Origin of the sequence: Paenibacillus sp. FSL H7-0690, from assembly GCF_037980415.1 — a bacterium.
Taxonomy (GTDB): Bacteria; Bacillota; Bacilli; order Paenibacillales; family Paenibacillaceae; genus Paenibacillus_AQ; species Paenibacillus_AQ odorifer.
The window spans coordinates 3,636,419-3,662,102 of record NZ_CP150281.1 but is presented as its reverse complement, the minus strand read 5'-3'; the positions used below and the strand labels follow the sequence as shown (position 1 = coordinate 3,662,102).

Annotated in this window: 24 protein-coding genes; 10 read left to right on the top strand and 14 right to left on the bottom strand. The window is 38.4% G+C overall.

Features of this window, described 5'->3' with window-relative positions; all coding sequences use genetic code 11:
• Positions 1 to 93 precede the first annotated feature (93 nt).
• Positions 94 to 435, top strand: a complete 342-nt coding sequence (locus MHI32_RS16080; RefSeq protein ID WP_340010241.1) for a helix-turn-helix transcriptional regulator — start codon at positions 94 to 96, stop codon at positions 433 to 435.
• A gap of 93 nt (positions 436 to 528) precedes the next feature.
• On the opposite strand, the gene MHI32_RS16075 is transcribed toward MHI32_RS16080, so the two are convergent.
• From MHI32_RS16075 to MHI32_RS16050, 6 genes are all read right to left on the bottom strand, one after another.
• Positions 529 to 1,005 (bottom strand): hypothetical protein, encoded by a 477-nt coding sequence (locus MHI32_RS16075; protein WP_340010239.1) that lies wholly within the window; start codon positions 1,003 to 1,005, stop codon positions 529 to 531.
• Complete coding sequence (locus MHI32_RS16070) at positions 971 to 3,031, bottom strand: hypothetical protein (RefSeq protein WP_340010237.1); 2,061 nt, start codon at positions 3,029 to 3,031, stop codon at positions 971 to 973. Before MHI32_RS16070 ends, MHI32_RS16075 begins: the two co-directional genes overlap by 35 nt.
• 3 nt (positions 3,032 to 3,034) lie before the next feature.
• Positions 3,035 to 4,306, bottom strand: a complete 1,272-nt coding sequence (locus MHI32_RS16065; protein WP_340010235.1) for a tyrosine-type recombinase/integrase — start codon at positions 4,304 to 4,306, stop codon at positions 3,035 to 3,037.
• Positions 4,307 to 5,188: 882 nt separating this feature from the next.
• Positions 5,189 to 6,460 (bottom strand): HAMP domain-containing sensor histidine kinase, encoded by a 1,272-nt coding sequence (locus MHI32_RS16060; protein ID WP_076126610.1) that lies wholly within the window; start codon positions 6,458 to 6,460, stop codon positions 5,189 to 5,191.
• 19 nt (positions 6,461 to 6,479) lie between these two features.
• Positions 6,480 to 8,225 (bottom strand): DUF885 domain-containing protein, encoded by a 1,746-nt coding sequence (locus tag MHI32_RS16055; protein ID WP_076126608.1) that lies wholly within the window; start codon positions 8,223 to 8,225, stop codon positions 6,480 to 6,482.
• A 69-nt stretch (positions 8,226 to 8,294) separates the two neighbouring features.
• Positions 8,295 to 8,972, bottom strand: coding sequence for a response regulator transcription factor (locus MHI32_RS16050; RefSeq protein ID WP_076126794.1), 678 nt, complete (start codon positions 8,970 to 8,972; stop codon positions 8,295 to 8,297).
• Positions 8,973 to 10,251: 1,279 nt separating this feature from the next.
• Here MHI32_RS16050 and MHI32_RS16045 point away from each other — a divergent pair.
• Positions 10,252 to 10,653: a hypothetical protein gene (locus MHI32_RS16045; protein ID WP_076126607.1), complete on the top strand. Its 402-nt coding sequence runs from the start codon at positions 10,252 to 10,254 to the stop codon at positions 10,651 to 10,653.
• Positions 10,654 to 12,404: 1,751 nt separating this feature from the next.
• Positions 12,405 to 13,448: a hypothetical protein gene (locus MHI32_RS16040; protein ID WP_305953553.1), complete on the top strand. Its 1,044-nt coding sequence runs from the start codon at positions 12,405 to 12,407 to the stop codon at positions 13,446 to 13,448.
• Between the two features lie 794 nt (positions 13,449 to 14,242).
• Here the strand turns inward: MHI32_RS16040 and MHI32_RS16035 are convergent.
• Positions 14,243 to 14,689 (bottom strand): hypothetical protein, encoded by a 447-nt coding sequence (locus tag MHI32_RS16035; RefSeq protein ID WP_076126604.1) that lies wholly within the window; start codon positions 14,687 to 14,689, stop codon positions 14,243 to 14,245.
• A gap of 231 nt (positions 14,690 to 14,920) precedes the next feature.
• Here MHI32_RS16035 and MHI32_RS16030 point away from each other — a divergent pair, with 231 nt between their 5' ends.
• Both MHI32_RS16030 and MHI32_RS16025 read left to right on the top strand, forming a co-directional pair.
• Positions 14,921 to 15,241 (top strand): hypothetical protein, encoded by a 321-nt coding sequence (locus MHI32_RS16030; RefSeq protein WP_143762384.1) that lies wholly within the window; start codon positions 14,921 to 14,923, stop codon positions 15,239 to 15,241.
• A gap of 194 nt (positions 15,242 to 15,435) precedes the next feature.
• Positions 15,436 to 15,582 carry a hypothetical protein gene (locus MHI32_RS16025; RefSeq protein ID WP_179086259.1) on the top strand — a complete coding sequence of 49 codons (147 nt, stop codon included), beginning with the start codon at positions 15,436 to 15,438 and terminating at the stop codon, positions 15,580 to 15,582.
• 117 nt (positions 15,583 to 15,699) lie between these two features.
• Here the strand turns inward: MHI32_RS16025 and MHI32_RS16020 are convergent, their stop codons facing one another.
• The gene (locus MHI32_RS16020; protein ID WP_076106729.1) at positions 15,700 to 15,933 is read right to left on the bottom strand and encodes a transcriptional regulator; all 234 of its coding nucleotides are present in this window, start codon (positions 15,931 to 15,933) and stop codon (positions 15,700 to 15,702) included.
• Between the two features lie 408 nt (positions 15,934 to 16,341).
• A complete protein-coding gene (locus tag MHI32_RS16015; RefSeq protein ID WP_076190250.1) occupies positions 16,342 to 16,893 on the bottom strand; it encodes a TetR/AcrR family transcriptional regulator in 552 nt (183 codons plus the stop codon).
• A gap of 147 nt (positions 16,894 to 17,040) precedes the next feature.
• Between MHI32_RS16015 and MHI32_RS16010 the strand changes: the two genes are divergently transcribed.
• The 4 genes from MHI32_RS16010 to MHI32_RS15995 all read left to right on the top strand — a co-directional run bounded on the left by MHI32_RS16010 (position 17,041) and on the right by MHI32_RS15995 (position 19,518).
• On the top strand, positions 17,041 to 17,964 hold the full coding sequence (locus tag MHI32_RS16010; protein WP_076279730.1) for a 2-dehydropantoate 2-reductase N-terminal domain-containing protein: 924 nt from the start codon (positions 17,041 to 17,043) through the stop codon (positions 17,962 to 17,964).
• A gap of 269 nt (positions 17,965 to 18,233) precedes the next feature.
• Positions 18,234 to 18,668, top strand: a complete 435-nt coding sequence (locus tag MHI32_RS16005; RefSeq protein WP_254848814.1) for an MFS transporter — start codon at positions 18,234 to 18,236, stop codon at positions 18,666 to 18,668.
• A gap of 270 nt (positions 18,669 to 18,938) precedes the next feature.
• Positions 18,939 to 19,178: a helix-turn-helix transcriptional regulator gene (locus MHI32_RS16000; protein ID WP_036677000.1), complete on the top strand. Its 240-nt coding sequence runs from the start codon at positions 18,939 to 18,941 to the stop codon at positions 19,176 to 19,178.
• A complete protein-coding gene (locus tag MHI32_RS15995; RefSeq protein ID WP_036677002.1) occupies positions 19,168 to 19,518 on the top strand; it encodes a hypothetical protein in 351 nt (116 codons plus the stop codon). The genes MHI32_RS16000 and MHI32_RS15995 overlap by 11 nt, the downstream gene beginning before the upstream one ends.
• 209 nt (positions 19,519 to 19,727) lie before the next feature.
• On the opposite strand, the gene MHI32_RS15990 is transcribed toward MHI32_RS15995, so the two are convergent.
• Positions 19,728 to 21,206, bottom strand: a complete 1,479-nt coding sequence (locus tag MHI32_RS15990) for a serine hydrolase domain-containing protein (RefSeq protein ID WP_076307869.1) — start codon at positions 21,204 to 21,206, stop codon at positions 19,728 to 19,730.
• A gap of 366 nt (positions 21,207 to 21,572) precedes the next feature.
• Positions 21,573 to 23,066 (bottom strand): SMI1/KNR4 family protein, encoded by a 1,494-nt coding sequence (locus tag MHI32_RS15985; protein WP_076281776.1) that lies wholly within the window; start codon positions 23,064 to 23,066, stop codon positions 21,573 to 21,575.
• Between the two features lie 346 nt (positions 23,067 to 23,412).
• On the opposite strand from MHI32_RS15985, the gene MHI32_RS15980 reads away from it, so the two are divergent.
• The gene (locus tag MHI32_RS15980) at positions 23,413 to 23,730 is read left to right on the top strand and encodes a hypothetical protein (protein ID WP_076302981.1); all 318 of its coding nucleotides are present in this window, start codon (positions 23,413 to 23,415) and stop codon (positions 23,728 to 23,730) included.
• Positions 23,731 to 23,750: 20 nt separating this feature from the next.
• Here MHI32_RS15980 and MHI32_RS15975 read toward each other — a convergent pair whose 3' ends face one another.
• From MHI32_RS15975 to MHI32_RS15965, 3 genes are all read right to left on the bottom strand, one after another.
• The gene (locus tag MHI32_RS15975) at positions 23,751 to 23,921 is read right to left on the bottom strand and encodes an alpha/beta hydrolase (RefSeq protein ID WP_217696906.1); all 171 of its coding nucleotides are present in this window, start codon (positions 23,919 to 23,921) and stop codon (positions 23,751 to 23,753) included.
• A gap of 244 nt (positions 23,922 to 24,165) precedes the next feature.
• Entirely contained in the window at positions 24,166 to 24,756 is a 591-nt protein-coding gene (locus MHI32_RS15970; RefSeq protein WP_232061375.1) for a YdeI/OmpD-associated family protein, read from the bottom strand.
• A complete protein-coding gene (locus MHI32_RS15965; RefSeq protein WP_076281777.1) occupies positions 24,732 to 25,673 on the bottom strand; it encodes an alpha/beta hydrolase in 942 nt (313 codons plus the stop codon). The genes MHI32_RS15970 and MHI32_RS15965 overlap by 25 nt, the downstream gene beginning before the upstream one ends.
• Between the last annotated feature and the right edge of the window lie 11 nt (positions 25,674 to 25,684).

Genomic DNA, 25,684 nt, shown 5'->3' with positions numbered 1-25,684 from the left:
GGTTCTATAGCACCTTTTTACAAATGGTAAAAGGTGTCATGTCGCTCTTCAAAGCATTTCTATTCTTACCTACTCTTAAAGAGGGGTGAGGATATGTCTGGATTTGCAATTGAAGTTGGGAAAAAAATTAGACAACATCGCAAAGCGGCTAATTTAACTCAAGAAAAACTGGCAGAAATTTTGTCAACTGATCCTTCCTATATTGGTAAAATGGAACGAGGAGAAGTAAATATCACTCTTGGGACAATTTCGAATATAGCCGAGGCTCTTCGAATATCCCCCTATGATTTTTTTGAAATTACGAAAACTAATAATAATGCACAGAAAAATGATTTAATTGAAAAATTAAATGTAATGATGTTAAGTTTACATTCTGAAGACTTAAAGGTAGTTTATCGCATAATTAAAGAAGCAATTACCTTAATAAAAAAATGATTTCACTAATTAGTGAAATCATTTTTTATATCGATTTCTTTTTATGAACGAAAATTCTCTATCGATAACTTTTATTAGCGATAAAGGTTACCATTATTCTTTGAACTTCTCGAATTGTGAAACGATCCATCTTTGATTATTCTCTGCAATATATTGTTCAGCGTTTATAAGTAATTCAATGAGTTCATTCTTTTTATACTTCATGTATCTTCTTCTGAGTGCCGTTAGGTCCCTATCTTGTTTTATTAAATTGTATTTTCTAGATGATACTTCCGACTTAAAAGAAGCACTTAATGTTTTTTTTGTTTTCAATTTAATTTGAACATTTTCTTTGTAATAATTATAAAGTTCAGGATTGGACTTAATAGAATTAGGGTGTATACCTTTTTTCTCTTCATCAATTTGTTTTGATATTTCAGCAATCTTCCTGTACGAAACCTTAATACCCTGTTTTTTCAATTCGTCGATCGACTTTTTGCCTAACTCAAATGTCCTATCCTTACGTTGAAGGTATACATTATCAAGCCATGGTTTTTTAGTTTTCTTTCTGGAAATGAATGATTGGCTCATATGACTCATCCTTTGTATACGTTTCAATACTTTCAATTTCTCTTAATTCTATTTTAGCTCTCCGCGTTGCTAGTTTCATTTTTTTAGCCTCCACTTCTAATCCTAATTTCACAAATTTCTTTTCACTTTCTTGAGCCCAAGTAAGATATTGTTCAATTTCGTACCTGAATTCAGGTTGTGGAACCTTCGCTGCGCAACCCATACATGCCATTTTTGTCGGACATACTGAATCAATTGTACATATGCCACCAACTACTTTAGAGACAGTCCCTACCTTTTCTTTGTATTCTTCATAAATATCTTTGAGCTCCTTAGGGCTTCTCTGAATCCCTTGTTGAATATCAATATAGGACATCCAATTATCATGCAAAGATTCAATCGTACCCGAAATTTGAACAGTTGTAGGTGCAGCATAATAACTAGTGACACTTTCATCTTTTTGATGCAATAGTTTACGCACGATGTCGATCGGTAACTTTTCTGTCTGAGCTACATGAGTAGCAAAAGCGTGACGCAGAAGATGTGTTTTGAGAATTACCTGCTTTCCTTCTTCAGTTTGTATAATCAGGCCATGGGTTAAAAATCGAATTACAGAATTCAATGTGAACTGATTGATATGCTGTTTATTATATTGAAATACAAATTTTCTTTGTTTATTTATTAAGTGCTTTCGTGAACTTATACTATAATCTACTTCAGGTAATGAATTTGAATTGTAGTGAGTTTTCAATTCTTTGACTATCATTAATAATGTTTGAAAAACACTTTCAGGCATATAATAATTTTCTTCAGTATCTCTACCTTTTGGAATTAACCTAAGGATATAATTTGTTTTAGAAGGTGTTACACTCTTATCTTCTGTCATAATACAACAATCGCGATCATAGCTGACTTGTAAAATTTCATTTATACGAGCTCCTGAATAAGACTGAATATCTAATGAAAATATTGCAAACATACAAGCAATGTATAATGGCTCAACATTTATGAATAGCCGTGAACTGTTGTACTGCTGACTTCTGGTTAAGTTGAACCCCTGAGTTAGTACGCCAAGATTCCTTGAATGAAACGGGTGTACATTATCATTGGTATCATGCCCCCATCTTTCTAAGAATGAAATACCTTCTACTTTTCTTTCATCAGAAGCAAGATTTGACCATGCGCCTAAAAGACGATTTTTTAGTATTTCAAAAAACCATAATCCTTCCCCGTCAGATCCATCTAATAAGCTTATTGATTTAATAAATTCCAAATAATATTCATCATCAGAATACTTGTTTAAGGTGAAAAAAAGTTTTTCGTTCAAATATTCAGATTCTTCATAATTAAAAGAAAAGGGGAGTTGGAGTTTCTCATTCTTAACTTTTTCGATCATTTTGTTTGTAATCTCACGTAAACGCTTTACTTGATTCCATCGTAAATGACTTTGTGCTCTAATATCTGGAAGCAATGGAGTTACTGCAGATGTTTCGTCTTTTCGTTTTTTCTGTGCAGAATTCACTGCCAAATCTCTAGCCTTGTAATCTCTATTATCAAAAGGGAATTCTGGAAAAAGAAATTTTGAAAAATAATCTTGACGATCTATTTCAATTCGATTCTTCAGCCATTTAGACACGTTATATAAGAACGATTTATAATAAGAGATTAATGCTTGTCGTTGTCTGTCTGTATGTTCTTCGTAAATTTCACCAGATAAGTACTGATGAAAGTGAGTGTAATTTAGATCTTCCATGTGAACCAAATCAAATGCTATAAAAATGTCCTTAAGTCGTTTATTTAAGGTGGACATCATATTATTGATAGAAGCTGGAGATAATTTACGATCTGTTGCACATAGAACTGCTAAAGAAAATTGATTTAACCAGGGGCTATCTAAACAGTATTTGTAAATGTAATTTAAGCTTTGCGCATTTAGGGTATCCCACAGGTACTCATCATTAACATTTTTAAGATGAAGTATTTCATCATCAACAATTCCGACAAGATTTTTATACCACTCTTTCTCATTCATAATATCTAATGTCATTCTCTAATCCATCCCCTTATAAAACTCATTAATCCATTTAATTTCTTCTGCTGGTAATGTCTCTTTTGTAGTTAATGTCGAATTTGTTAATTGATTACCTTCAAAAGTACTATGAGAAGCTTTTAAAAATTCTTTTTCATATTCCTGCATTTTTTTAGCCAAATTTTCATGTATCTCTCTGAATGAGGCTTCATTAAAATAATGTTCGTAAGCTTTTATAGTCTCAGGATTTTTCCACTTCATATAATTTATTAATTCATGCTTCCTCATTTCAATTTCACCACTACCACCAGCTGTATCATAAATACTTCTAATCATGTTAGTGACAAACCAGTGGCGTGTTTTATGGATATTCATTTTAATTTTGGCATGTCTAATAATTTTGGACCATTGATAGTAAAAAGCCGTATAGTTATATGGATCCCCTCTCCTTGTTAAAAAAACGACTTCATTATCTGATAGCTTTGTAAATGTTTTTTTCTCATGAGAGTAAATTTTTCTCTCACCGTTAACATATCTAATCAACAGTTTTAAAGTGTCTTGAGAAAATCTTAGGAATTTAATCCTCCTTTTCTCACTCCCTTTATTTAGGGTAGCCATTTCATATTGATTTATTCGTTGCCTGTAATCTCCAATTGTTAACTCAAGTACTTCATTTATTCTAGCACCAGTTTCGAATAGCAATCTTATGATTACTTCATCTCTTAACGACCAACCAATCTCTGAACCAGCTCTATAAATGATATAAGGAAGATCTTGATCTGCAATTATATTTGGCTTCCATTCATTTGCTACAAGTTTGAAATACGAATCTGATTGACTACGATACGAAGTCTCATAAGGGATCTCTGTTCCAGCTATTTTAGGTAATCGGGGCTTACTCTCACGCATGCTTATAGGATTATATTTCCCAATAGAAATATTATAGTCCGCATCAATTAAAGGATTTTGAAATTTATATAGTTTCAGATGTAATACAGTTTTATAGAAAGACTTTATGGCAGCTAAAAAGTGATTAATGGTCTGAGGACTCTTTTTGGTCATTATTACGAACTGGAAATTATCTTTGGATCTTAGTTTACAGCCCATCTGATAAACTAAATAATCCTCGATTGCTGTTCTTATAGCAAAGTTACTATCAGACCACTTAACTCGGTCTCCTTGATAGTTACTGCTTTTTGCAAGCCATGAAAAAAATCTCTCCAAAGTTATTAAGTATGATAACGCTGAGTTCTCACTAATTCTTTTCTGTTGATAATAATAAAACTCTGTCAAGGGAAGAAAAGGCTCATTTTCTCTATTAAATACAAGAACTGAATACTTACTTTTAACGTTATTAGGACACTTAATATGATAATAATCGCCCGCTATATATACCCCTCCTTATGTGACACAATATATAAGATACTTATAATTTTATATTAAATTAAGAGTAAATTATACTAAACGTTACATTGTATTTTGTACATATGTCACTAAGATGCGTTCTACTTAGATTATACATAGTTCTATATGAATCTCTTGGCTCGGCTCGCTACCAGATTCGACCAGCGCTAGTATTACCATAACAATAGCGTTTAAACTTCTTCTAAGAGTAATGTTGGGGCCATTGCTGAATGACATAAATATCCGAATTAGATATTCGCCAAATCGTCAATAGTACCATGTTCTTGTCCATTTTCGGCAATCGGTACAAGTTCTTGTCCTCTTACAATAGATTATGGTCACAATCTAGGGGTTTATATTATTTGATCTATTTATCACTTCCTCTTCCGAATTCCGAGCAATAACCACATCATTAATTAGAGCCTTGCGATTTCGACTGGCCATATCAATTGCTCAGAGTTTCATCAACCACTTATAGGACGACACACAAATGCATTCAAAAAAACCGTTGAGCTGATTCAACGGTTTTTTTGAAATTCGTACAAGGCATCACATCCAAGTTAAACATTGAGCGATAATCACTCTTTGTTTATATGCGCTAATAACCGGTAGCGAAGCCAGATAATCTTCTTCGCTTATTGCACAGTATGTACTAGTTTCCCTTTTTAGAAAATAATGGATAATAAAGAACTTTGCTGCGTTCTATAGATATCCCCAAACCCAAAAGTCCCGACAACAATTGTAAGTCTCTTTTGAAGAGTACTATTATTTTTAACTAATCACCGGAAAACGAATCATAACTGTCGTACCACACCCTACCCCGCTGCTAATGTGGACAGTACCTTGATGTTGATCGACGATCCAACGTGCGATCGATAGCCCTAGACCTGCTCCATGATCCCCTCTACTTCTAGAGGAATCTCCCTTATAAAAGCGATTAAATACGAGTGGTAATTCATGTTCCGAAATACCCACTCCGTTATCCTTGACGGTTACAAGAACTGATTTCCCCTGCCTAAGACACTCAAGATCGATTTGCCCATCCACCTGCGTAAATTTAATGGCATTGTCCAACAAAATCATGAACAACTGTATGAGACGATTCTCATCTCCATTCATGAGCAATTCCGAGCCTTCGACATGAAGCTGTACCCGCAACTGCTTGTAATCCATTATTGGCTCCATTTTTTTGGCGATCTCTTTAATGATCACGTCAATACGAACAGGTGTGCATGAGATAACCTCCTCATGTGAATCACCTCTTGCCAGAAGAAGTAGGCCGTCTACCATGTTGCTCATTCTTTTGGTTTCTTTCAGAATGGCTGAAATTGGAGCGCTTTCTTCCTCGATCGTATGATCGGGATGGCGTAACAATATTTGTGTTTGCCCTCGGACGACCGAGAGCGGACTTCTCAACTCGTGAGAGGCATCTGCAACGAATTGCTGCTGCTTATCCCAAGCCTTCTGAATTGGTATGAGCGCCCGTCTAGCCAAAGCGTAACCTGCGATGATAGATAATAACGCGCCGACACCGATTCCAATACTAATACACCATAATAACCGGTTCAAATAATACACCTCGGCGGAAATTTCCGTAAATATCTGAATTGTTTTCAAAGGAATGTTCGACAGTTTCTCGACTATTGGCAATTTACCCTGATAGGGTCTGCTCACGAATCGATAGGTTTTCTTACCCACGAGTATCGACTCGGGCCGCATGTGGTTTTGTTTTTCCCGAAGCATCGAACTCAATTCGATATATGGTACTTTATAATATACGCTTTGAATCAATGCATCGTTGGAATCCCAATAAAATGACATCATAAAACGTTCCGGTTCCTTCGAATCAATGTTAAGTACTTGCTCCCCGTTACTTAGAGAAATTTGTTGCATGTGGTCAATATTAAACACCAGATGACGGTCAATATCGGAATAGATCCGATAATGTGCCAACCCATATAATCCTCCCCCCAGTGTGACGAGCAAGCAAAATACAACCGTGCTGTTCCATATCGTCATTCGTACTAACGTGCGTTTAATCATACCGGGGTTTGCTCTCCTTTTATTTGGCGGATTTGATGTATTGATTCACTTGCTGTTCCAATATTGGAAATGGCATATTCCCGTTTCGAAGAAGAACGGAATGAAATGCCTTGATATCGAAGCGATCCCCGAGTTCGCTTTCCGCCTTCTCCCGAAGGGATTGGAATTGCTCCGATCCGATCGCATAGTTTTCGTTAAGTCCAGGATAGGCAATGACACTGTCGATCAAAGCATCGTTCCCCGTTCCGGTAACCCTAACCAGATACTCATTAGCTTGTTCTCTTGTCCACTTCAGCCCATGGATACCCGTATCTATCACGGTACCCATGGAATTGCCCAGCAAACGGTTTAGTACCATATTCCGATCAAGCAACCCCTTCTCCGCGCATAAGCTTTCCATATAGACCGCCCATCCCTCTACGTATCCAGCCGTCATCGTTATTTTGCGGATTAATGGAATGGATGGTTGATCATATTGAATCGAGAATTGAAAGTGATGTCCTGGAATACCCTCATGCAAGGCAAGCAATTTAACTATTTCTTCGGAGGTCGGATTTTCGAGTGGAATGACAAATCTCCCGCTCCTATCACCATTTATAGATAAGGGGATATACATTCCACCAGCCGATGCGAAAAGAGCCGAATACGCCCGCACATCCACGGGATGGTCCGGGATAAGCTCCTCTTCAAACCAATCGGACAAGTAGGGCGTGGCATCCGACAAACTACTGTTTAACGCTTGCAGCAATTTATCTCCAGTTAGGAATCTGGCTGCAGATGTAGTTTGTGCGTGACCCGAAGCCCCGCTTCTTAGCTCCTTCTCGATCTCTTCTACCTTGCGTTTAGCGATCTCGTGAATTTTCTGAGGACTAAGGTCAGTACCCGTAGTAAGTTTGAGCCTTGCAGAATAATATTCGCTGCCGCCCGGCTGATTCCAGATTCCTTGGTTCACGGATGCTTGCTTCATAAGATCATTCTTGATCACATCGGCAAGTTTGCCGTAAGAAGCCAGTACATGATCGGTTAGGGTTTGCGCTAACGTTTTTTTCAGCGTTTCCTCTTCGGAGGGATCGAGTTTTAACTCGGTTAATTTCTCTGCATACAAACTGTACAGAATCGTTTCTTCCGGTTTCGTATTCTGCAATTTGCTGTAACTCGTAAGCATTTCCTTAAGAAATTCAGAAGCAGGGACAATACCTTTCTCCCGTCTGTCTTGAATTCTATTAATGACATGTGCGACTTTATCTGAAAAACCGTTCAGCGCAACGATATAATTCTTTGCATCTGCTTGGCTGCGAATCGGATAGTTGTTCGCGAAATACGGCGGAAAATTGGTTAGGGAAAGGTAGTCATTCGTGTTCAAATCCCAATATTTATATACCTGCTGCGCCGCGCTTAGGTCCCATTTTAGGATATCGTAGGTGAGTTTGTCTTCCGGGGAAAGCATAGCAGCATCATAGTTATTCAATTTTTTTAACAAGTCATTTCTCTTATCGTTTAATAATTCGTAATCGGCATCCGACAGGTCCGTAAGCTTAGTGGGATCCCATCGGATTCCCTCCACATTTTTCACGTCAAAATAAAGCTGTGTCTCAGGGTCATTCTTAAGCGTATCTACCGCCATCTTCTGAATCAATCCGTCTAAACTCTCTGGCTGATGTTGGGTCTGCCCAAACAAACCGCCTGCAATCAGCAATACGAGAAGTACCACAGCTAATAAAATAGTCAATCGGGTGTTCTTAAACATCTGTCTTACAAGGTTCATTCATCAATCTCTCCTTTATAGAGTATAAGAAGAATATATAAGATGAACCTTTGATTTCCCTTTGAAAAACTACTTGTTTATTCTGAGTATGTAGCCCAAACCTCTTACGGTTTGGATATATTGATCGGCATGCCATGAAGACAGCTTCTTTCGAAGATAATGGACATAGAGCTCGACGATGCCAATCCCCGCTTCCGAATCCAGTCCCCAAATTCGGTTATAGATTTGCTCTTTCGTCACGATCTGCTCTTTATTCATGAGCAGGTACTCAAGCAGCTCACATTCCTTTTCTGTTAAAGTCAGCTCTTCTCCTGCGACCGTTATTGCTCGATTTCGAACTTGAATAGCAATCGGGCCGTAGCTAATCTGCTCTTCTTGATTAACCTTGCCATAACGGCGCAACAGCACTTTAGCTCTGACAATCAGCTCTGGAATTTCGAATGGCTTCACCACATAATCGTCCGCTCCGATCGTTAACCCCTTTACCCGGTCGTTCAATCCGTCTTTTGCCGTCAGACAAAGAATCGGGGTATCCACTCTTTGCTTCCTCAGCTCTTGGATGAACGTAAATCCATCAACCTTAGGCAGCATAATATCCAAAATAATTAAATCGAACTCGCCGTACAATGCGTGATGCAAGCCCTCTTCTCCGTTATGACACTCCGTAACCTTATGCCCTTCATCCTGCATAACTCTTGCAATTGTGTGCGATATTCCAATATCGTCCTCTACGATCAACAGCTTCATAAGTCCCTCCATGAATGAACAAATATGGGGTTAGACATCTCAGTTCCTCCTAAATAGTACCATATTGCCTGCCCGTCAGCTTAAGAACAATGGCATCTTTTAACTTTCTGCAGTAGATGAAATCATATCGGGAATGTAGCAAAGTTCGTGTCAACCATTAAAAAAGAACCCTTAAAGTACTTTGGGTTCTTTTTATTAAACTATTTATTTGAAGTATTTACTAATGAACCCTTCCAGCTGGAGTTTTGCCCCTGTCAGATAGTAGTTATGTATTTCTTTCAACTCAGCATTATTGGGCTTGAGGTTTTTTAACCTGGATACAAACTTAGTATAGTTGGGCACTACAGTATTGTTTAAAGATAGGAAGAATGTTTTTCTTGTTGAATTGTTTGGGCCTCAATTTTGATGTAACGCAGTTATAGCTTTCTCTTCATTGTTTACTAGCGGCTTCAACTGATATGGATAAGGTCTGATGGTGTATAATTACTTATTGATTATTGTACATGATTATGTATTTTAATGGTTTTCAAATCGGCAATAGTACCAAGTCCTTGTCCTTCGACATTGTCGCACAAGAACTTGGTCCCATTGCCGAAAGTTCCTCCTTCTAATGAAACAGCAACCGGTCAAAGAACGGTTGCTGTTTCATTCGTTAACTACAAATATTTTTTGATTTTGAATTTATCTGTCATGTTTTTTTATAAACGAATCCATGTACTCCTTAGGTCACTTATACTTTTTAAAGTCTGAATCAGCACTATTCTATTTCTTGTATAAAACATCCACTTTAATTTTTGTCATTGATTCTACTAGCTTAAAAGCAATTTTGAATTTAGATTTTGTTAACTCAAGAACTTCTATCCATCTAATATTAGATTTTTGCGTTAACCTTGACTCTGAATAATTTAAACAGTTGCAGAAAAATAGTATAGAGAAACTCGCAACCACTGATCGTGAATCCATAATAGAATATTTTTACTAATCCCCTTCTCCTTGTTCTGTCTAATTATAGATTGGAGTATTCTTTCACTTAACTTTGAATTGCACTGGTCATCATTTCAAAACCTGAACTTCCTCCATTTAAAGCTGCATCATTACTTCTTGTACTTATACTATAAAAATGATCTTTCTCTAAAAGATACTTCCTCCATATAATTCAACTTGAAATGTTATTTCAATCACAGGGCTAAGGTATATTTTATAAAAATTGGATAATAGATCATACGTATTGTCTCTCCCCTTAATATACTGTCTTATCTTGTGTAAGGAGGTAAGTTCAATGTCATGTAAATGCAGAAAAACAACCAAAAGTAAAACAGTTCGCCTAAAAAAAATCAATCTTTCTGAAATTAGAGTCCCAAGAAAAAGAAAGGTTCGATCTACAGAACTGAGTGAGACTTTTGATTTTTCAGGAAATTGTGGTCAGCTCTTGATTTTAGCTAGAACTAATGGACTTTCTGCTGAGTTTAACACAATTCGTAACGTAGGAAATTGTGCATTCACACTACTCGCGGTAGATCGTAATGGAAATGTAATTCAAAATTCGGAGTACACGCTACAACCAGGCAATGTACTAGCTAGGTATGTTTTTGGTCCTAACGCATTTCCTCCACATCAGATTTTATTCCGTTGTCAATCTGGTACAGGTGGAAGATGTATACTAAGGACTTCTTTTTGTTAAGGTGAGTTACGTATAATCTAGACTAAAACTACGAGGTGATAACATATGTCATGTAATTGTTCTAAGAAAGTTAAGAGAATTACAAGTACTCGTACAAATGGTAAACGAAAACGAGCTCCCATTACTCGCGCACCAAAGTTATCCAGAGTTAGATCGACTATAAGTGAAAATACAGTGGACCTGATAGGTGCTTGTGGTGGAAACTTCACTCTTGTGAAAAGATTTGGGGGGCCTGCACCAAAATTAAAAGCCATTTCAAATATTGGTAGCTGTACATTTACACTGGTTGCAGATGATGGAAGGTTTATTATTCCTGGATCAGAGATCTCTTTAAATCCTGGTGGCACACTAGCGACTTATCAAGTTCCTGCCACTGCACAAACTGTATCTTTTAGATGCTCTGGTTCAGGAGGAACTTGTCGTCTTCGAATGACACCGTGCTAATTCAAGTGATTTAATTTTATTAATGGCAGATTAAAGGAGAGTCACAAATATTCACGCTTAACTTGCTAAGTAGTAACAACAATAACATTTACCTCATCTAGAAAGAGGTCACTTAAAAAGTCCTACGCCCCCCAAAAGAGACAATTTCTCATTTTTATGAGGAATGTCTCTTTTTTTTCTTTTTTAAAGTATCCAATTAAAGGCTGGTGGTTTTGATGCTCCCTGAGCAGCAGAGTTTCTATATTGAGCCCGTTTGCAAAGCTTAACCATATTTTGATTCCTAACGATCACCTGCTGCGTCAAATGAACGAATTATTTTAGCTTTGTATATTAAGAATTGAACAAAACTATTGCCACGATAACGGGCGAACCGTAGTTGATCCGGTGCGGATGTTTAAATATCTGCTGCTCAAATCCAATTTTGGCTTATCGGAAATGGAACTGGTGGGACCTACTATTTGCTTAAGGGCTACAGGTGGGCTAGGTTTGATGATTACGAATCAAATGTATATTTAACAAATATTCTTTACTTATTTCGAACACTTGACTCTTGATCCTAAAACCTAAACCAGTTGTATCAAACTCCACAATTACATAATCGAGATCTAATACATAACATTCTTTATACTCATGTTCCGATGACTGAAATATTTTTTTGAAATCTTTATTATATGGGGCTTAAAATAGTTGATTAAAACAACTTCAGCAACAGCAATATTTTATTTATCAGATTTTTGTAGAAATCGAGTATATATCTTTTCGATTCAACAAAATCATGGATGTAAATTTCCAAGATGTCAGCCAAATATCGATATCCCAACTTCTTTCACTATATATCTTCTGTACAGTTTCATGATGGTGGTTTAAATGATCGAAAACATTACGTGTACGTAGTGCCTCGTACCAAAAGTAAGACCAATATGCTGAAATATTGACTTCACAAGATGTAATCAGGCATCCTTTCCACTCTAACCCCTTATTTTATTCCCTTTTCCGTGCCTTAGGCATCCTCGTCTCCAGCATTCAAGCTTTGCATCGGTTCGGCCTCTCTTGACGTATATGAAGGTTTTTTCAGTTAAATGGCCGGCTATTAGCACGTTTAGAACTATGTCGCTCATATAAGCAGTATTTCGACAAATCGCTCACAGCTTAAATTAAAGAGGAGATAATGGCTGGACAGATATAACTGTCGTCAATCTTTATTAACCAATTTCACCATTATCACATAAATGCAATGATTAGTGCCCATTCCTTTTGTGCGCATGGTTAATATACTATCTTATTCTAATGAGATTAGGTGATGAATAGTGGCCTCTTTTGCTGAAGCTCTTGTGATCAAGAATAACATTTCGAAAACAGTACTTAAGAACCGGAGAATTCATGGGATCGGAGTCGGATACTATGATCCCAAACATCCTAAAAAGGGCGCAGCCGTGATCCTCTATGCTAATGCGGTCAGCAGCACGACGCTAGGCTTTGGTTCGAAGCTCTCCTCACAAATTAGAGGCAAGACTGTAAAAGTCCCGATACGAGTAGTGAAAACCCAAAAAATCCGCAGCAACGCAAGTTACATGGACCGGATTCGTCCGGTAATCGCAGGATACAGTATCGGTACCACAGGCGGATCAGGAACCGTAGGCTTAATTGTAAGCAGGGGCAATCAACAGTATTTATTCAGCAATAACCATGTGCTCACCAACCCGACCAACTCCCGCAATCGCGCAGAAACACTGCAGCCCGGCGGATCGGATGAAAGCAGGACACCAAGGAACCGTGTCGGGTATTTATCGCAGTTTATTACCCTGACTACCAGCGGTTCAAACCGGGTTGATGCAGCCTTGTCCCGTCCGCTAAGCAACAGCATTGTCAGCCCACAGTATGCAACGATAGGCACTATTCCCGGTCATGTCACCTCCTACCGTGTAGGCGAACGCTTCAAAAAAGTAGGACGGACATCTGGACTGACCAGAGGAAAAGTAGATTCGGTAAATACGGATGTACAAGTAGATTATGGTTCGGATATCGGCGTGCTTACCTTCCTCAATCAATCAATTATTCTGAGCAATACACCTATATCACTTCCCGGCGACTCGGGCTCAGTCTGGCTGAGAAGTTCAGATAACTATGCGGCCGCTGTAAATTATGCCGGAACAACGGATGGAAAGACTTCGGTTGCCTTTCCCATCGATTGGGCATTAAGTGCACTCCGAGTCCGTGTGGCACGTCCAGCGGGTCAGAGTGCGGGCCGAATCAAGATAGTCGATACGCATAACGGCAATGCTGCCTATACCCGGCGCCTCACAGCGAAAGAACTATCCAGGCTTAAGATAATCCAAGCAAAGTCGAGATAAGAACATGCCCGCGTAACGACATCTTCCTGTCACGTTCAATAAGTTGGATGAACGTTACGTAAAGTCATTTTTTTTTTTTTTTTTTTTTTCATAAGATAGATTATCCTACGAAAAAGTAGGCGAGCACCAAATGACAATAAATCTCAATCGCTTAGAAGCAAAGCCAAACGTAAAGGCAAGGTACTGTTCCTTTTACACGGGACAGTATCTTTTCATTTTTTCTGATTGAGCCATTTATTCCTTATATTACAGAACCATTAAACGCGTATTGTACTCATCCAACACTTCCACTCGTGTTGGTGGCACTCACAAATTTTTGTCGGATTCGATGAGATCAATTTTTATAATTTCACACTAACGCTTATAAATGGAACAAATAGTAGATCTAAGTTGAGAAACACTTTGGCATCAAAAAAGGAGCCCCCAAATTCAAATTTGATAAACCATGCATAAAAAGTTACCCGAAAAAGTGAGTGAGTTAGGTAAGGTGATTAAACCGTCACTTGGCTAATAAAAGATGAATTCAAAGGCCGGGAAAAGAGTATAAAATGCGAACTCTGATAATACAACCTAGAGGACTAGAAATCAAAACAAGCAACCTACATAAAAATCAACTGTAGGTTGCTTGTTTTTTTATATGAAATAACTTGATTTACGAGAATACATATTATCACTAGCCGAAATCTTTAATGGAGTTTGAAGCTAGAAACTAACATCACATGTTACTACTTTCTCTTTTTGTAATCAGTGGTTAAATCGAAGTGTTACTCCCTCTAAAGATATTGATGACAACATTAATTCTTAGGAATATGAACAGGTACCCAGTACGTATCATAGCCTCTATAATACTGATAGGGGCCTTCAGCGCGCCAGCAAGCCGGATGCCAAGGTGCTGAAGAACACCATACGGGCTTAGGTTGTGTAACAGGAGGTGGCGGTGGGGTAACAGGCAATACTGGACCGATATATTGCAACCCAACTATATCTTGGTTACTTACTTGAGTAAAACTCATTGTACCATCGGGATTGATAATATTCATTGAGATTGTACCTGATCCAATATCAGCTCCAGGTGCTGGCACCGTGAAACTTACAAGTTGCCAAGTTACTAATCCAAACCCAGGAATTGAAGATTTATAGTAGTGCCCCACTCTACCTTGTGTAATTTGGTCACTAATAACTTGAGGAGCTATAAAGGGAAATACTGTAGTTCCATCTGGTGTAGTTAAATTTCTAGACAAGTTTATCATCCTTTCGACTTTTAAATTATAGAATTAGTTATATGCCCATATACATATTTCGGTAACAAAAACGATGGGAGTTCACTCAAATTACACAATTAATTGAGGCTCAAAATCAAATTTTGCGGTTGAAAATTAAAACGGAGTAAAACCGAGGATAGAAATGGAAAAACATCTGCAAATCTTGTAATGTTGTAAGTCCAACCAAACAACACGAAAAGGCTATGACAGATGCCCATCCAGTATATTAACGAACTGCTTGGATTACCAGAACTACAACATCATAGCGTTGTCTCGATCCATGAAACAGAAGTACATTTGGAAGCCTCACTGGTAGCCTACAAACAGGCCTGTCCTCTATGCCACTCCGAAGAAGTTATAAAGCGAGATGGCCGTAATACGTCGAGCAAGATTCGTCATTTCAGCATCTTTGGTAAAAAGTGTTTTTTGCACGCTTGGCCTGTTCGCGGTGCAATATTGGTTTTGTTTGGTCTTATTCGTGTGTTGGCTCCAAGGAACAATACAGTCTTGTTTTTCGTTTGCAGTCCGTAAACTAGGCACTGGTCTCCACGGCAACACATCGTGCCAGAATGCAAGAAGCATCATTTGCTCAAGCAAGCATGGCATCAAGCGAAAGACCAGACGGAACTGATACTTTGCAATTAAAAAGGAACACACTTACAACACCGGTATTCACGATATTCGAGGCGAAACCAAACTCGACCTGCTTTTGGGAAGAAAGCTGGATGCGCTACACGCGTATGCCGAGCAGCATCATGGATTTTAAATTCTTCAATCCCAAGGCTGTCGTCATGGATCTGGCTCAAGCTGTTCCGCCAATTGTGATTCTCGTCATCCTCATCATGAGTAATCTAAACTGCCCGTTATTTTAACAAAGGCAGCCGATCATTTGACCGGCTGCCTTCTTATTTTGATAGAGCTATCGTTTCCCATTATCTTAGCTTAATGGATCACATTCGTAGTCTTAATGCAACCTACCACTTATTCCATTAATCTCCCTTTACTTCATTATCATTCGGAATTAATTCATACAAGGCACGAACATCACAACCGATGGAATCGGCGATCGATATGGCAATTTTGAGTGGCATCACTCTTTTGTTTTCAATAAAGTCGTAAACTCGTTCCGGTTTAAAAAGCAAGTCTTTTGCCAGCCATTCCGCTGACTTCCCGGATTCCATCAATCGTTCATTCAGTAAGCAACGTCCTAGTTCAAATTTCAAGAAGTGATGACCTCCCGCATAAGATAATACTTAACCTTAAGCGTTGTCCATTGCCAGCATGAATATACTTCATTAAGGGTCCTATAACGATGAAGTTCCCCATGTTTCCCGTTAGTTCAATCTGTGGTTTTCCTATTATCAGCCCAATTTTCCTGTTCACAATTGAGATTAATGATGCATAATAGCACTGTGTAGAAAATCTGCTAAATCCTCATTGCTATATTGATTAATGATGTTCATATCTCTCACTCCGTGCATATATAAGCAATAACGCCCCATCTCGTGGTCTATAACATCGTCCACCTTAAGAGTAAGTTAGGTCAGTTTTTATGGAGTATATTGTGTAAACAAGCTTATGCGCGCTTTTTTATTGTTATAGAACATATGGATTTGGTTTGAATGACAGACTCATTCTTTAAAATAGGGCGTAATCCCTCTTGAATATAGGTTCTCCACTAACTTGAAAAATTCTTCTGACGATAAATCCTTTTGACGCTGAAGCCAAAGACGAAACAAAGAAAGAGCAGTTGTCAGGTAAAACTCAATGAAGTATGGCGTTAGTGATTGGTTTTGCGGAACGTTTAATTCTAATTGATCCAAAGCGATTTCTTTTTTTAAGCGTTTTAAAAAACGGGCACTTCCATAATCACCCAAAAGGGCGTTGAGAACCAGGAGATGTTCTTTTTTGTCCAGACAATAGAGTGTATCTTGAACCGTATCCATCGATAGCTCTTTATTCGCCAATTCTTTTTTAATGTCATTTAATAAGTCATTTTCAACAGAGTCTAACAATTCGTAAATGTCAGTAAAGTATTGATAAAAGGTGCTGCGGTTATACCCTGACTTATTGGAAATTTCCTGAACCGAAATTTTCTCAATCGGCTTTTGGCTATATAACTCACAAAAAACTTCTACAAATTTTTGTCTCGTTTTCTCCGTTATTTGGGGTTGCTTTTTCATGTGTCCCTCCTACTAGTGAATAAGAATATCATCCGACAAATCATAAAAAACTGATGGTTGATCAAGGAATAATGAAGATTTATAATCACATCATACAACATGTTGTCGGATAATCAAAAGGAATATTAATAAGTAGAGGTGGTTTATATGTCGGGAAAACAAGATAGAATTTTAATTTTTGGTGCAGGTGTCATCGGGAGCATGTACGCAATAAAGCTTATTGAAGCAGGGTATGACGTTAGCCTGTTTGCACATTCGAATAGATATACATCATTAAGAGAAAATGGTCTGCAGTATATAGAAAAAGGTACAGTTAGATCGATACAAGTGAATGTCATGGATACGCTCGAAAATGACGATGTATACGATTTTATTTTCGTTACTGTTCGTTATGATCGGTCCGAATCAGCATTGTTAGCGCTAAAAGATAATCAAAGCAAAAATATAGTTACGATGATTAGTAATTCAATTGGATTTTCTTCGTGGCTGGATATCGTAGGGGATAGACTTTTACCAGCTTTTCCCGGCTTCGGCGGACAGATTAAAGATGGGGTATTACATGCGCGATTTCTACCAAAGTTTATAGCGGCAACTGCATTTGGAGAAATTAATGGTGTAGCGACAGAACGCATAGAAAACCTCGCAAAACTATTTAAAACAGCAAAGCTTCCCTACGTTATTAAAAAGGATATGCAAGCGTATCTAATCACACATTCCGTATCAGATATTGCCATGTTGAGTTTTTTGCATTCTGAGAATAAGATTATTGACAAAAAAACAGCCAGAACCAGAAAGACGGCACGCAAAATAACAGTCACTTTAAAAGCGTATCTTAGGGAAATACAAAAAGCGGGCGTTTTAATTGATCCTCCAATACTTAAAATGGTGCTTAAATTTCCAAACTTATTTTTGGATATTTTCTTTATGACATGGCTACGAACTAAGATGGTTAGGGATATGATGTTGCCGGATTATGCGAATAATGCTAACAATGAGATTGTACAGCTGAGTAATGATTTAATGAAATTTTTAAGTCAACATGATATCAAATCGGAAATACATGTTCCGTAATTTTTTGTTAAAATAGTATGGTATTTTTTAATTTATTTTCATTAAATCCTTCAATCAGGCATTAATCTGAGTATGAAAATCTAAATATATAGTTTTTTCGTAGCATCCTTGAATAAACTAACGGGAAATGATAATTGAACAGCGGCAGTCTAAGACTTTTTTAATCAAGTCTTTTCCTGTCGCTGCTTTATTATCCGGGACAGTCGGCTGATAAACGCATTTCAGTATTCAAAGTTTTACTCACACCTGGGCTGATTCCTATCTTGGTTGTGGTTCTTGCCTGGATGCTGGCTCATAATATTTTGTACACCTATATCTCTCCTTTCCTAGATGATATGGGGCTTGAACCCTATCTTGGCCAGGTTCTGCTTGTTTTTGGAATTATGGCACTGGTGGGAATCTGGGTGATTGGGATTTTCATTGATCGTTGGTTGCGTCCGTTGGTTCTCATCAGTTTTACCGGATTTGCTCTGATATCTCTTGTACTAGGACTTTGGAGTGAGCATGGTACTATTATCTTCATTTCTGTTGCGCTGTGGGGGCTGACATTCGGTGGTGCGGCAACATTGTTGCAGACAGCACTTGCTCAGGCTGCGGGGAAGCAAGGTGTGGATATCGTGATGCCTATCAATACCTTCTTGCTCTGTTTGTTGCCTGGTGTGCTAAAAGGCATGGATTTCGTCCATCCCAGATCCGTTAAGTAATCCGATTGCGATCCGTCTGCTATTGACTGTGAATTGTTCTTGCACGATCGTGGCAATCATTCATCGATTTGCACCACAAAAAAACATAAATTACATTAGATCGATATGTGAACCAGACGGAATCATGAATTTCGTCAGGTTTTTTCTGCATTCTGGCTTTTGTTAAATAAAAGTATTCCAGGTAAACATAAATGTATTATGTAACTAAGTATAAGTATACTTTACATTTGTTAAAAATCAGTTTATAATTTGATTCAAGAGGTGATGGTCATGAAGAAAGATTTCGGTGATTCGATATCCAATAAGGTTTATGAATATCGTGTACTTGCCAGAATGTCTCAGCAAGAATTAGCAGAGAAAGTCGGGGTTTCCAAACAAACCATTTTCGTAATGGAAAAAGGGAATTATGTGCCGACTCTGCTATTGGCTTTTCGAATTGCCGATTTTTTTAATGTTGATGTAAACGATGTTTTTACTTATTTGAAAGGAAATGATCAAAATGAAAATTAAGTCTATTTCTGATATCCATAACGCAATTTTTCACCCTTTAAAGTCCTGGGCTGAGCAATCTACGGGAAATTGGAATATTCTCATTGGAGTAGGTTTTTTACTGCTCATGGGTAGTGCGATTTTTACCTATGTATTTTATAAGAAGATTGGGCAAGACGATGAACGGACAAATAAAATCTTTTTGAAAAGCAGTTACTTTATGCTGTTGACAATTATTCTATGTGACATGATTTTTCCTAAAGAGTATATGTGGAACATTTTTTTCTTGTTCAAATATGCGCTAGCGTTTTTAGCTGGTGGAATTTACATGGCCATCCAGTATAAAAAGGATTTGTCGTAAGGAAGGGTCAGAGCGAGGACCAGCTAAGGATGGGGATTAGACAATGTTGATAAATATGCTAACTAAGTGGTATGGAAGTTCAATAGGTGCAATCGGGTTGTAAAATAAATTGCTAAAATCAAAAATATCCTTTTATGTTCCTTCCCCCCTCTGCTTCTAGCGGCAATGGTTACATGTTCTTGTCCTTTGATCGCGACAAGAACATGTATTCATAAATCAAAAAAACCGCGCTCTGCCCCGCCTCTTATGAGACTATTATACCGTTGAGTGTATACAAACCATGTAATGCTTGCTGTTAATAATGCTGAAGAAATCAAGGCTGTAAGAACACTATATGTTTGCCAAATAAGTATCGTTGGCCAATCTAATGCACAGCACATTATACACAGGGCAATCGTAGCCATCAGCAAAATAGCTGTTACGATTATTCGCTTTTTAGTCATTGGCTGCCGCCCATTCATTTTTCTTCTGCGTAATCCTAAGAGAAAGAACAGAACGGCCAATAGGCAAAAAATAATTGTGGTAGACGATAAAATGATGTCCAAAAGCTGTGTGCCGCTTATTTCATATGACTGCGTTAGATTGCCGTCTAATATCTCTTTAACTTTTAGTACCATGCTTCTATTGATATTTGCGCCATTGGTCAGCAAGCAGACGGCTGTTCGTTCATTTGGCAGTATGATCACTTCGGTTCCAAAATTGGGATTTCCCCCGGGGTGCTCTATAATCGTTTGGTTGGCGTTTACCGTCCAGCCCGCCGCATAATACATTTCGTTGACGGCCGGAACAGACATATCACCCTGATGTGATTTTTCGATAACCGTATGGAATATTTCGGGTATGTCCTTCACAATACCCATCTGTATGCCCATCCAACGCGCCATATCTTTTGTACAAGAAATGATGTAGCCTGCGGGTTTATTCCCGGAAAAATCCGGCGCGTTATATGGAGTTGTCATAAAAAAGGAAGAACGGTAGCCCTGTGCCAACTGTCCGGTGGCTTGAGCATCTTCTTTATAAACATACGTCTGGTGAAGACCTAACGGCTGAAATACCTGTTCCCTCATAAAGTCTTCATAGCTTTGTCCCGACACAATCTCAATAACCAAACCCAATACGTCATAATTAACGGTCCCATAGTTGTACTGTTCACCGGGAGGGAACGCCAACTCAACATCTACCAGCATTTCCACAGTCTTTTGCAGCAAATCTGGTGTATTGCCTTGTGGAATATTTTGAGAATGCTTACCATTTGTTAGGCCGCTAGTATGGTGAAGAAAGTTATTGAGTGTAAGGCTTTGCATATCAACAGGTTTTCCTTGATACTTTAACGTAAACCAAGGTAAATATTTTTGGACAGTGTCAGTCATTGACAGCAGCCCTTGTTCCTCCAACAGCAGAATACCCATGCCGGTAAAGGCTTTACTGACCGAGGCCAGTTCATATAGTGTGTTCTCACTTGCAGACAACCCACTTTCACGGTCTGCATACCCGGAAGAAAAGTAGAAAATTTCATCATCAGCTAGTATCGAGATTGACATTCCCGGCACACCTGATATACGACGGGCATCATCCAGCAACGCGTGTATTGCCGCAGATTGCGTATCTGACAACGCCGCATAACTTTGTGTTGCGAATCCTGAGAATACGATAAGTATCGCTATTACACAAACAATAGTCTTTTTCATAAGCTCTCCATTTCGAGTAAATTATGCGAGGATAATATAAACAACCTGTAGTACGCCTTATCCGCCTAATGCGTCGCTCCAATATACTTAATGCTAGACGTTCAATGATTGGATTACTATTGTAAAATTCACAGACCCATGTATATTATTTCTTGTTTCGCAAAAAAGACCCCTCTGATTACTTAGCGGAAAGGTCAATGGTTTAAATCTTATGTCTACAATTTTTCTGCTTCATCATTACTATTTTATTAGGTATCAGCGTTGGTCTAACGGCAAAAAGAAAGGAGACTAACCAAAATAGCTAGTCTCCTTTCTTTTATAAAAATTTCACCCTATAATGATAAAGCTCAGTGTAGGCAAGCTTCATTAATCTTTCCATGTGACCTGCCATCCATATGACTGAAGTTTAAAGTATTTATTAAACTCCGCAACTACGGACTTCGCGTTCTCTTTCGATGTTGCATGAAATATAGTTATATCGACTATATTACAGTCTGAAATTTCCTCCAAACCTTTAAGTCTTGATGCATCTACTCCAATCTGCTTTAGACTCATACAATTTTTGAGTATTGTTAAATCTCCAACCGGATAAGTGAACTGCTTTAATTTCTTCAATTCTCCTATAACCTCTATATGTGATTCATCTATTGCACAGCTATCTGTCTCAAAAACCGTTAGATTCTTTAAAGCTTTTAAGAATGATAAATGTGGTATTGTCACTTGTTTGAGCTCTAGTTTTATTAACTTACTAAGGTTTGAAATATAAAGCAGGTCGCCAACCTCCATTTCTTCTAAGCTTAGTTCCTTCAAATTTTTTATAGTTCCAATTAATCCCCTATCAATTGAGTTCATTCTACATAATCTCAAACTCTTTAATTTCTTTATATCTTTCAGTGTATGTATATCTTTTAATGGAAGTCCTATTAATGTTAGCTTCCTTAACCCATCTAAAGAAACCAAGTACTTCAAATCAGACTCTTTAAAAGCTTCTGATCCTATCACAAGTTCTGCTAAAGAAGTCAACCGTTGAAGTACATCAAAATTAGTAATTTCATCCGCATGTATAATAAGTTCTTTAAGATTAACCATATGGGTTAAAATATCCAAAGATATTGCTCCGTATTTTTGAGCTTGATCAGCTCTAATAAATACCATTCTCTTTTTTTTCAATGTTTTTGAAGATACAAAACCACTTTCAACATCGTCTTTAAAATACTCTTCCCAAAATCCGCTTACAGGGATAAGGCTGTTCTCTTCGATATTCAAATTAGTCAGAGCCAAAATATCATCTAACAAACTTCCACTTTCACGGGATAATATGATTACATCTTCTTCTTCACGAATACCAATACTACTATTTCTGAGACTCGAATCGATAAATTCAAAGAAATGTCCCAAACTTTCTGCAATAACATAGGAAAAATGAGAATTATGATCTATCGTAATAATTTGCCCATAAACGCCCTTTTCTCCGGGGTCTAAATCTATTGCCAAAAATGAGCCACCACCATCTTCAGCAAAAGGAATCCAGCCTTCTCTGTAGTTCCCATCTTTTATTACATCTGATTTGCTGGATATAATATCGTACGCTGATTCCAAAAGGGACTTCCAGTTGCTTACTATCGATTCAATGTTCATCCAACCAAGACCAGCCATTATGCCAAAAATCTGCTCTCCTTCTCCATTAAAATTCATGTATAGCTTTCTGAAATCTTCTGGAAATTTGCAGTTCATCATGCTCTCGAAAAGATTTATTTCTGATTCCTCAACTGCTGGATTCAGTAATTCCTCTACATTTGGTATATGCGATTTTAATGTCTCTATAAGTAAACACTCTTCTTTTTTATTAGCTAATGACATATATTGGCCCCCATTCTACAGAGTCATAATAGTTTCAGTAAACATCCTTGGTTGATCATCTATCATTTTGTTATGATTCATCTTCAACAGTTCCATAAATAATTAATTCTATCTTACATATGGAGCATCTATTTCCCGATTTAGCAATATCGTATCATGAATTTGTAAATATTGTTGTATTAAGTCATATGAAAAAAACTAAGAGTCATCTTAGGGGTTAATTTTATCTCTATATAAACTTCATTCACAACTAATTTTCACCCTATTTAATGGTACGGTTCAGCGTAACATCAATAGAACGCAGACACCTACACAAACACCTGCACCATTGTCTCCACAAGCCGCGTTGGATACGATTAATGCTTACTACGTTCAGCAAGCTGGCGATGCGCCTGACCACTCAATATTTGACACTACTGGAGTAACAGATGTTACTCCGTCGAACTTAACCTATGTTGATTATGCATTGAGCGTGGACGAGACATCTCCATGGACAGTACTTGAAATTCAAGAGATTGTTAATGAAGTTCATTCAGGACTCGTATTGACAGCGATCGGCACGGGGCTTTCCCATGCCGTTTTGAATTCCATTTTTATTCCCGTTCTTACCTTTGAGCTTAACTTAATGACCTTGCCTGTTTGGGTGTCCTTATTGTTTTTCTAAGTTTTGCTTGCTAAGCGACTCTATTCAGCATCATTCTGCTCTTCCAGCCATCTCAAAATCGCTTGGTTTGTTTCTTCCGGCTTTTCTTGCTGGATCCAATGACCGCAATCCAGATTGACCACTTCTGCATTAGGCACGAACTTTGTCAGGTTTTCAGACCTCTGGACCGTATCCCGGTCACCATAGATCATGAGGGTCGGCTGTACCATGAAAATGAAGGGGGTTGCGATTTTGGATGAGCTGTTTCATCCCTTCTTCATTTAGCGATTTGATTTATGCCTCGCATTTAAAACGTTCTGACTTTTGATGAGAATTAAACCCTAATTGATTGAGAAATACAGTAGCTCCTCTCTCCTATAGATCAGGGAAACAATAGACCCAGATTTATGCAGTACCAAAAATCCTTTTAACCATTCTTTTGTTATTTATATTTCCTTATTCTGTAATATATTTTTTGCAATGTTGAAATTTTAGCCCTTCTTCAGATGAAGCGATCAATATTCCAAGCCTTCTTAATCGTGTTTCCTCTTTCTTGGCGCTCATTACCCACCAGATTGAATCTCTTTTATAGGATGGTGATAAATTAGTGAAGAATAGCCAGGCTGTTTGATTTGCCTTGATTTGTTCTTCATATTCTTTAGCAAGTTCCACGTTTCTTTGTTCAGAGGAATAGCCTTGTGCATCGGTTCTGTTGTTAAAGACGTGCATTCCTTCAGGTCTCATCTTTCCAAACTGTATTAGTGCTTTTACCTTCTTTACGTTCACAGCACTCCATACACTATTTACTTTGCGCGGAGTAAAGCGAATCTTATAGCTTTGTTTATCAATGGTTTTTCGTATACCGTCAATCCACCCAAAACAAAGAGCGGCATCTACTGATGCAGACCAAGTAAGGCTTGCACGACCTGTACTTATCCCAAAATAGCCCACCCAAATTTCACTAGCTTCAGCATGATGTTCTTCTAACCAATCGTTAAACTCTTCTTGGTTGTTGAAAAAAACTACATCTCCCATTGTTCCAGCCATTTTAAAATCGCTTGGTTTGTTTCTTCCGGCTTTTCTTCCTGGATCCAATGACCGCAATCCAGATTGACCACTTCCACATTGGGCACGAACTTTGTCAGGTTTTCAGACTTCGCAACCACATCCCGGTCGCCGTAGATCATGAGGGTCGGCTGCTGGATGATTGGGTTCACTTTCGCCAATAAGCGCCAGTTGCGGTCAAGGTTCCTGTACCAATTTATGCTGCCCGTGAACCCTGATGTTTCAAATGCGGAGACGTAAACGGCCAGCTCGCTTTCGCTCAATACGGGCTCACCGAGCGGTGTTTCTGCTCTGGCGAGATTGATCAACGCCATACCTGGCTCAGGTGCTCTGAGAGGCTCGTTCTTCCGGTACAGGTTGCGAAGGAACCTGTATGTATTGTCTTCGAATACGGCGTCCGCGACGCCTGGCTGTCGATTGAAGTGGACGAAATAGAAATCGCCGCCAAGTATTTCTTCCATGAACTCGATCCAGGGTTTTTCTCCGCGCTCTTGGTAAGGCAAGCTCAGATTTATCACTTTATTGACGCGGTTTGGATGCAACAAGGTCAGTCCCCAAACGACGAATGCACCCCAGTCATGACCGACAAAGGTAGCGTCCTCGTATCCATAGTGATCGAGAAGCGCGATGAGATCACCCGACAAGTGTTCAATGTCATAGTCTGTTACTTCGGTCGGACGGGATGAGTTGCCGTAACCCCGCTGGTTGGGGACGATGGCATGGTAGCCCGCTGCGGCAAGTGCGTCCATCTGATGGCGCCAAGAAAAGGCATGCTCTGGCCAGCCGTGGCAGAGTACAATAGGTTTTCCTGCGTTTTCTCGGCCTGCTTCAAACACTTCGAGTTCCACACCGTTGGCTGAAATAAGGGTGGGCTTGGGAAAATCGGTTGGATTAAACATTGAATTAAAAC

Bases quoted from the DNA above. Each gene is read 5' to 3' on its own strand.
- MHI32_RS16025 (WP_179086259.1), top strand. From the start codon at position 15,436: ATGCGCTACACGCGTATGCCGAGCAGCATCATGGATTTTAAATTCTTC.
- MHI32_RS16060 (WP_076126610.1), bottom strand. From the start codon at position 6,460: ATGATTAAACGCACGTTAGTACGAATGACGATATGGAACAGCACGGTT.
- MHI32_RS15970 (WP_232061375.1), bottom strand. From the start codon at position 24,756: ATGGCTGGAACAATGGGAGATGTAGTTTTTTTCAACAACCAAGAAGAG.
- MHI32_RS15985 (WP_076281776.1), bottom strand. From the start codon at position 23,066: ATGTCATTAGCTAATAAAAAAGAAGAGTGTTTACTTATAGAGACATTA.
- MHI32_RS16000 (WP_036677000.1), top strand. From the start codon at position 18,939: ATGAAGAAAGATTTCGGTGATTCGATATCCAATAAGGTTTATGAATAT.
- MHI32_RS16070 (WP_340010237.1), bottom strand. From the start codon at position 3,031: ATGACATTAGATATTATGAATGAGAAAGAGTGGTATAAAAATCTTGTC.
- MHI32_RS15975 (WP_217696906.1), bottom strand. From the start codon at position 23,921: ATGATCTATGGTGACCGGGATACGGTCCAGAGGTCTGAAAACCTGACA.
- MHI32_RS16015 (WP_076190250.1), bottom strand. From the start codon at position 16,893: ATGAAAAAGCAACCCCAAATAACGGAGAAAACGAGACAAAAATTTGTA.
- MHI32_RS15990 (WP_076307869.1), bottom strand. From the start codon at position 21,206: ATGAAAAAGACTATTGTTTGTGTAATAGCGATACTTATCGTATTCTCA.
- MHI32_RS16080 (WP_340010241.1), top strand. From the start codon at position 94: ATGTCTGGATTTGCAATTGAAGTTGGGAAAAAAATTAGACAACATCGC.
- MHI32_RS16055 (WP_076126608.1), bottom strand. From the start codon at position 8,225: ATGAACCTTGTAAGACAGATGTTTAAGAACACCCGATTGACTATTTTA.
- MHI32_RS15965 (WP_076281777.1), bottom strand. From the start codon at position 25,673: ATGTTTAATCCAACCGATTTTCCCAAGCCCACCCTTATTTCAGCCAAC.
- MHI32_RS16075 (WP_340010239.1), bottom strand. From the start codon at position 1,005: ATGAGCCAATCATTCATTTCCAGAAAGAAAACTAAAAAACCATGGCTT.
- MHI32_RS16010 (WP_076279730.1), top strand. From the start codon at position 17,041: ATGTCGGGAAAACAAGATAGAATTTTAATTTTTGGTGCAGGTGTCATC.
- MHI32_RS16045 (WP_076126607.1), top strand. From the start codon at position 10,252: ATGTCATGTAAATGCAGAAAAACAACCAAAAGTAAAACAGTTCGCCTA.
- MHI32_RS16030 (WP_143762384.1), top strand. From the start codon at position 14,921: ATGCCCATCCAGTATATTAACGAACTGCTTGGATTACCAGAACTACAA.
- MHI32_RS15995 (WP_036677002.1), top strand. From the start codon at position 19,168: ATGAAAATTAAGTCTATTTCTGATATCCATAACGCAATTTTTCACCCT.
- MHI32_RS16050 (WP_076126794.1), bottom strand. From the start codon at position 8,972: ATGAAGCTGTTGATCGTAGAGGACGATATTGGAATATCGCACACAATT.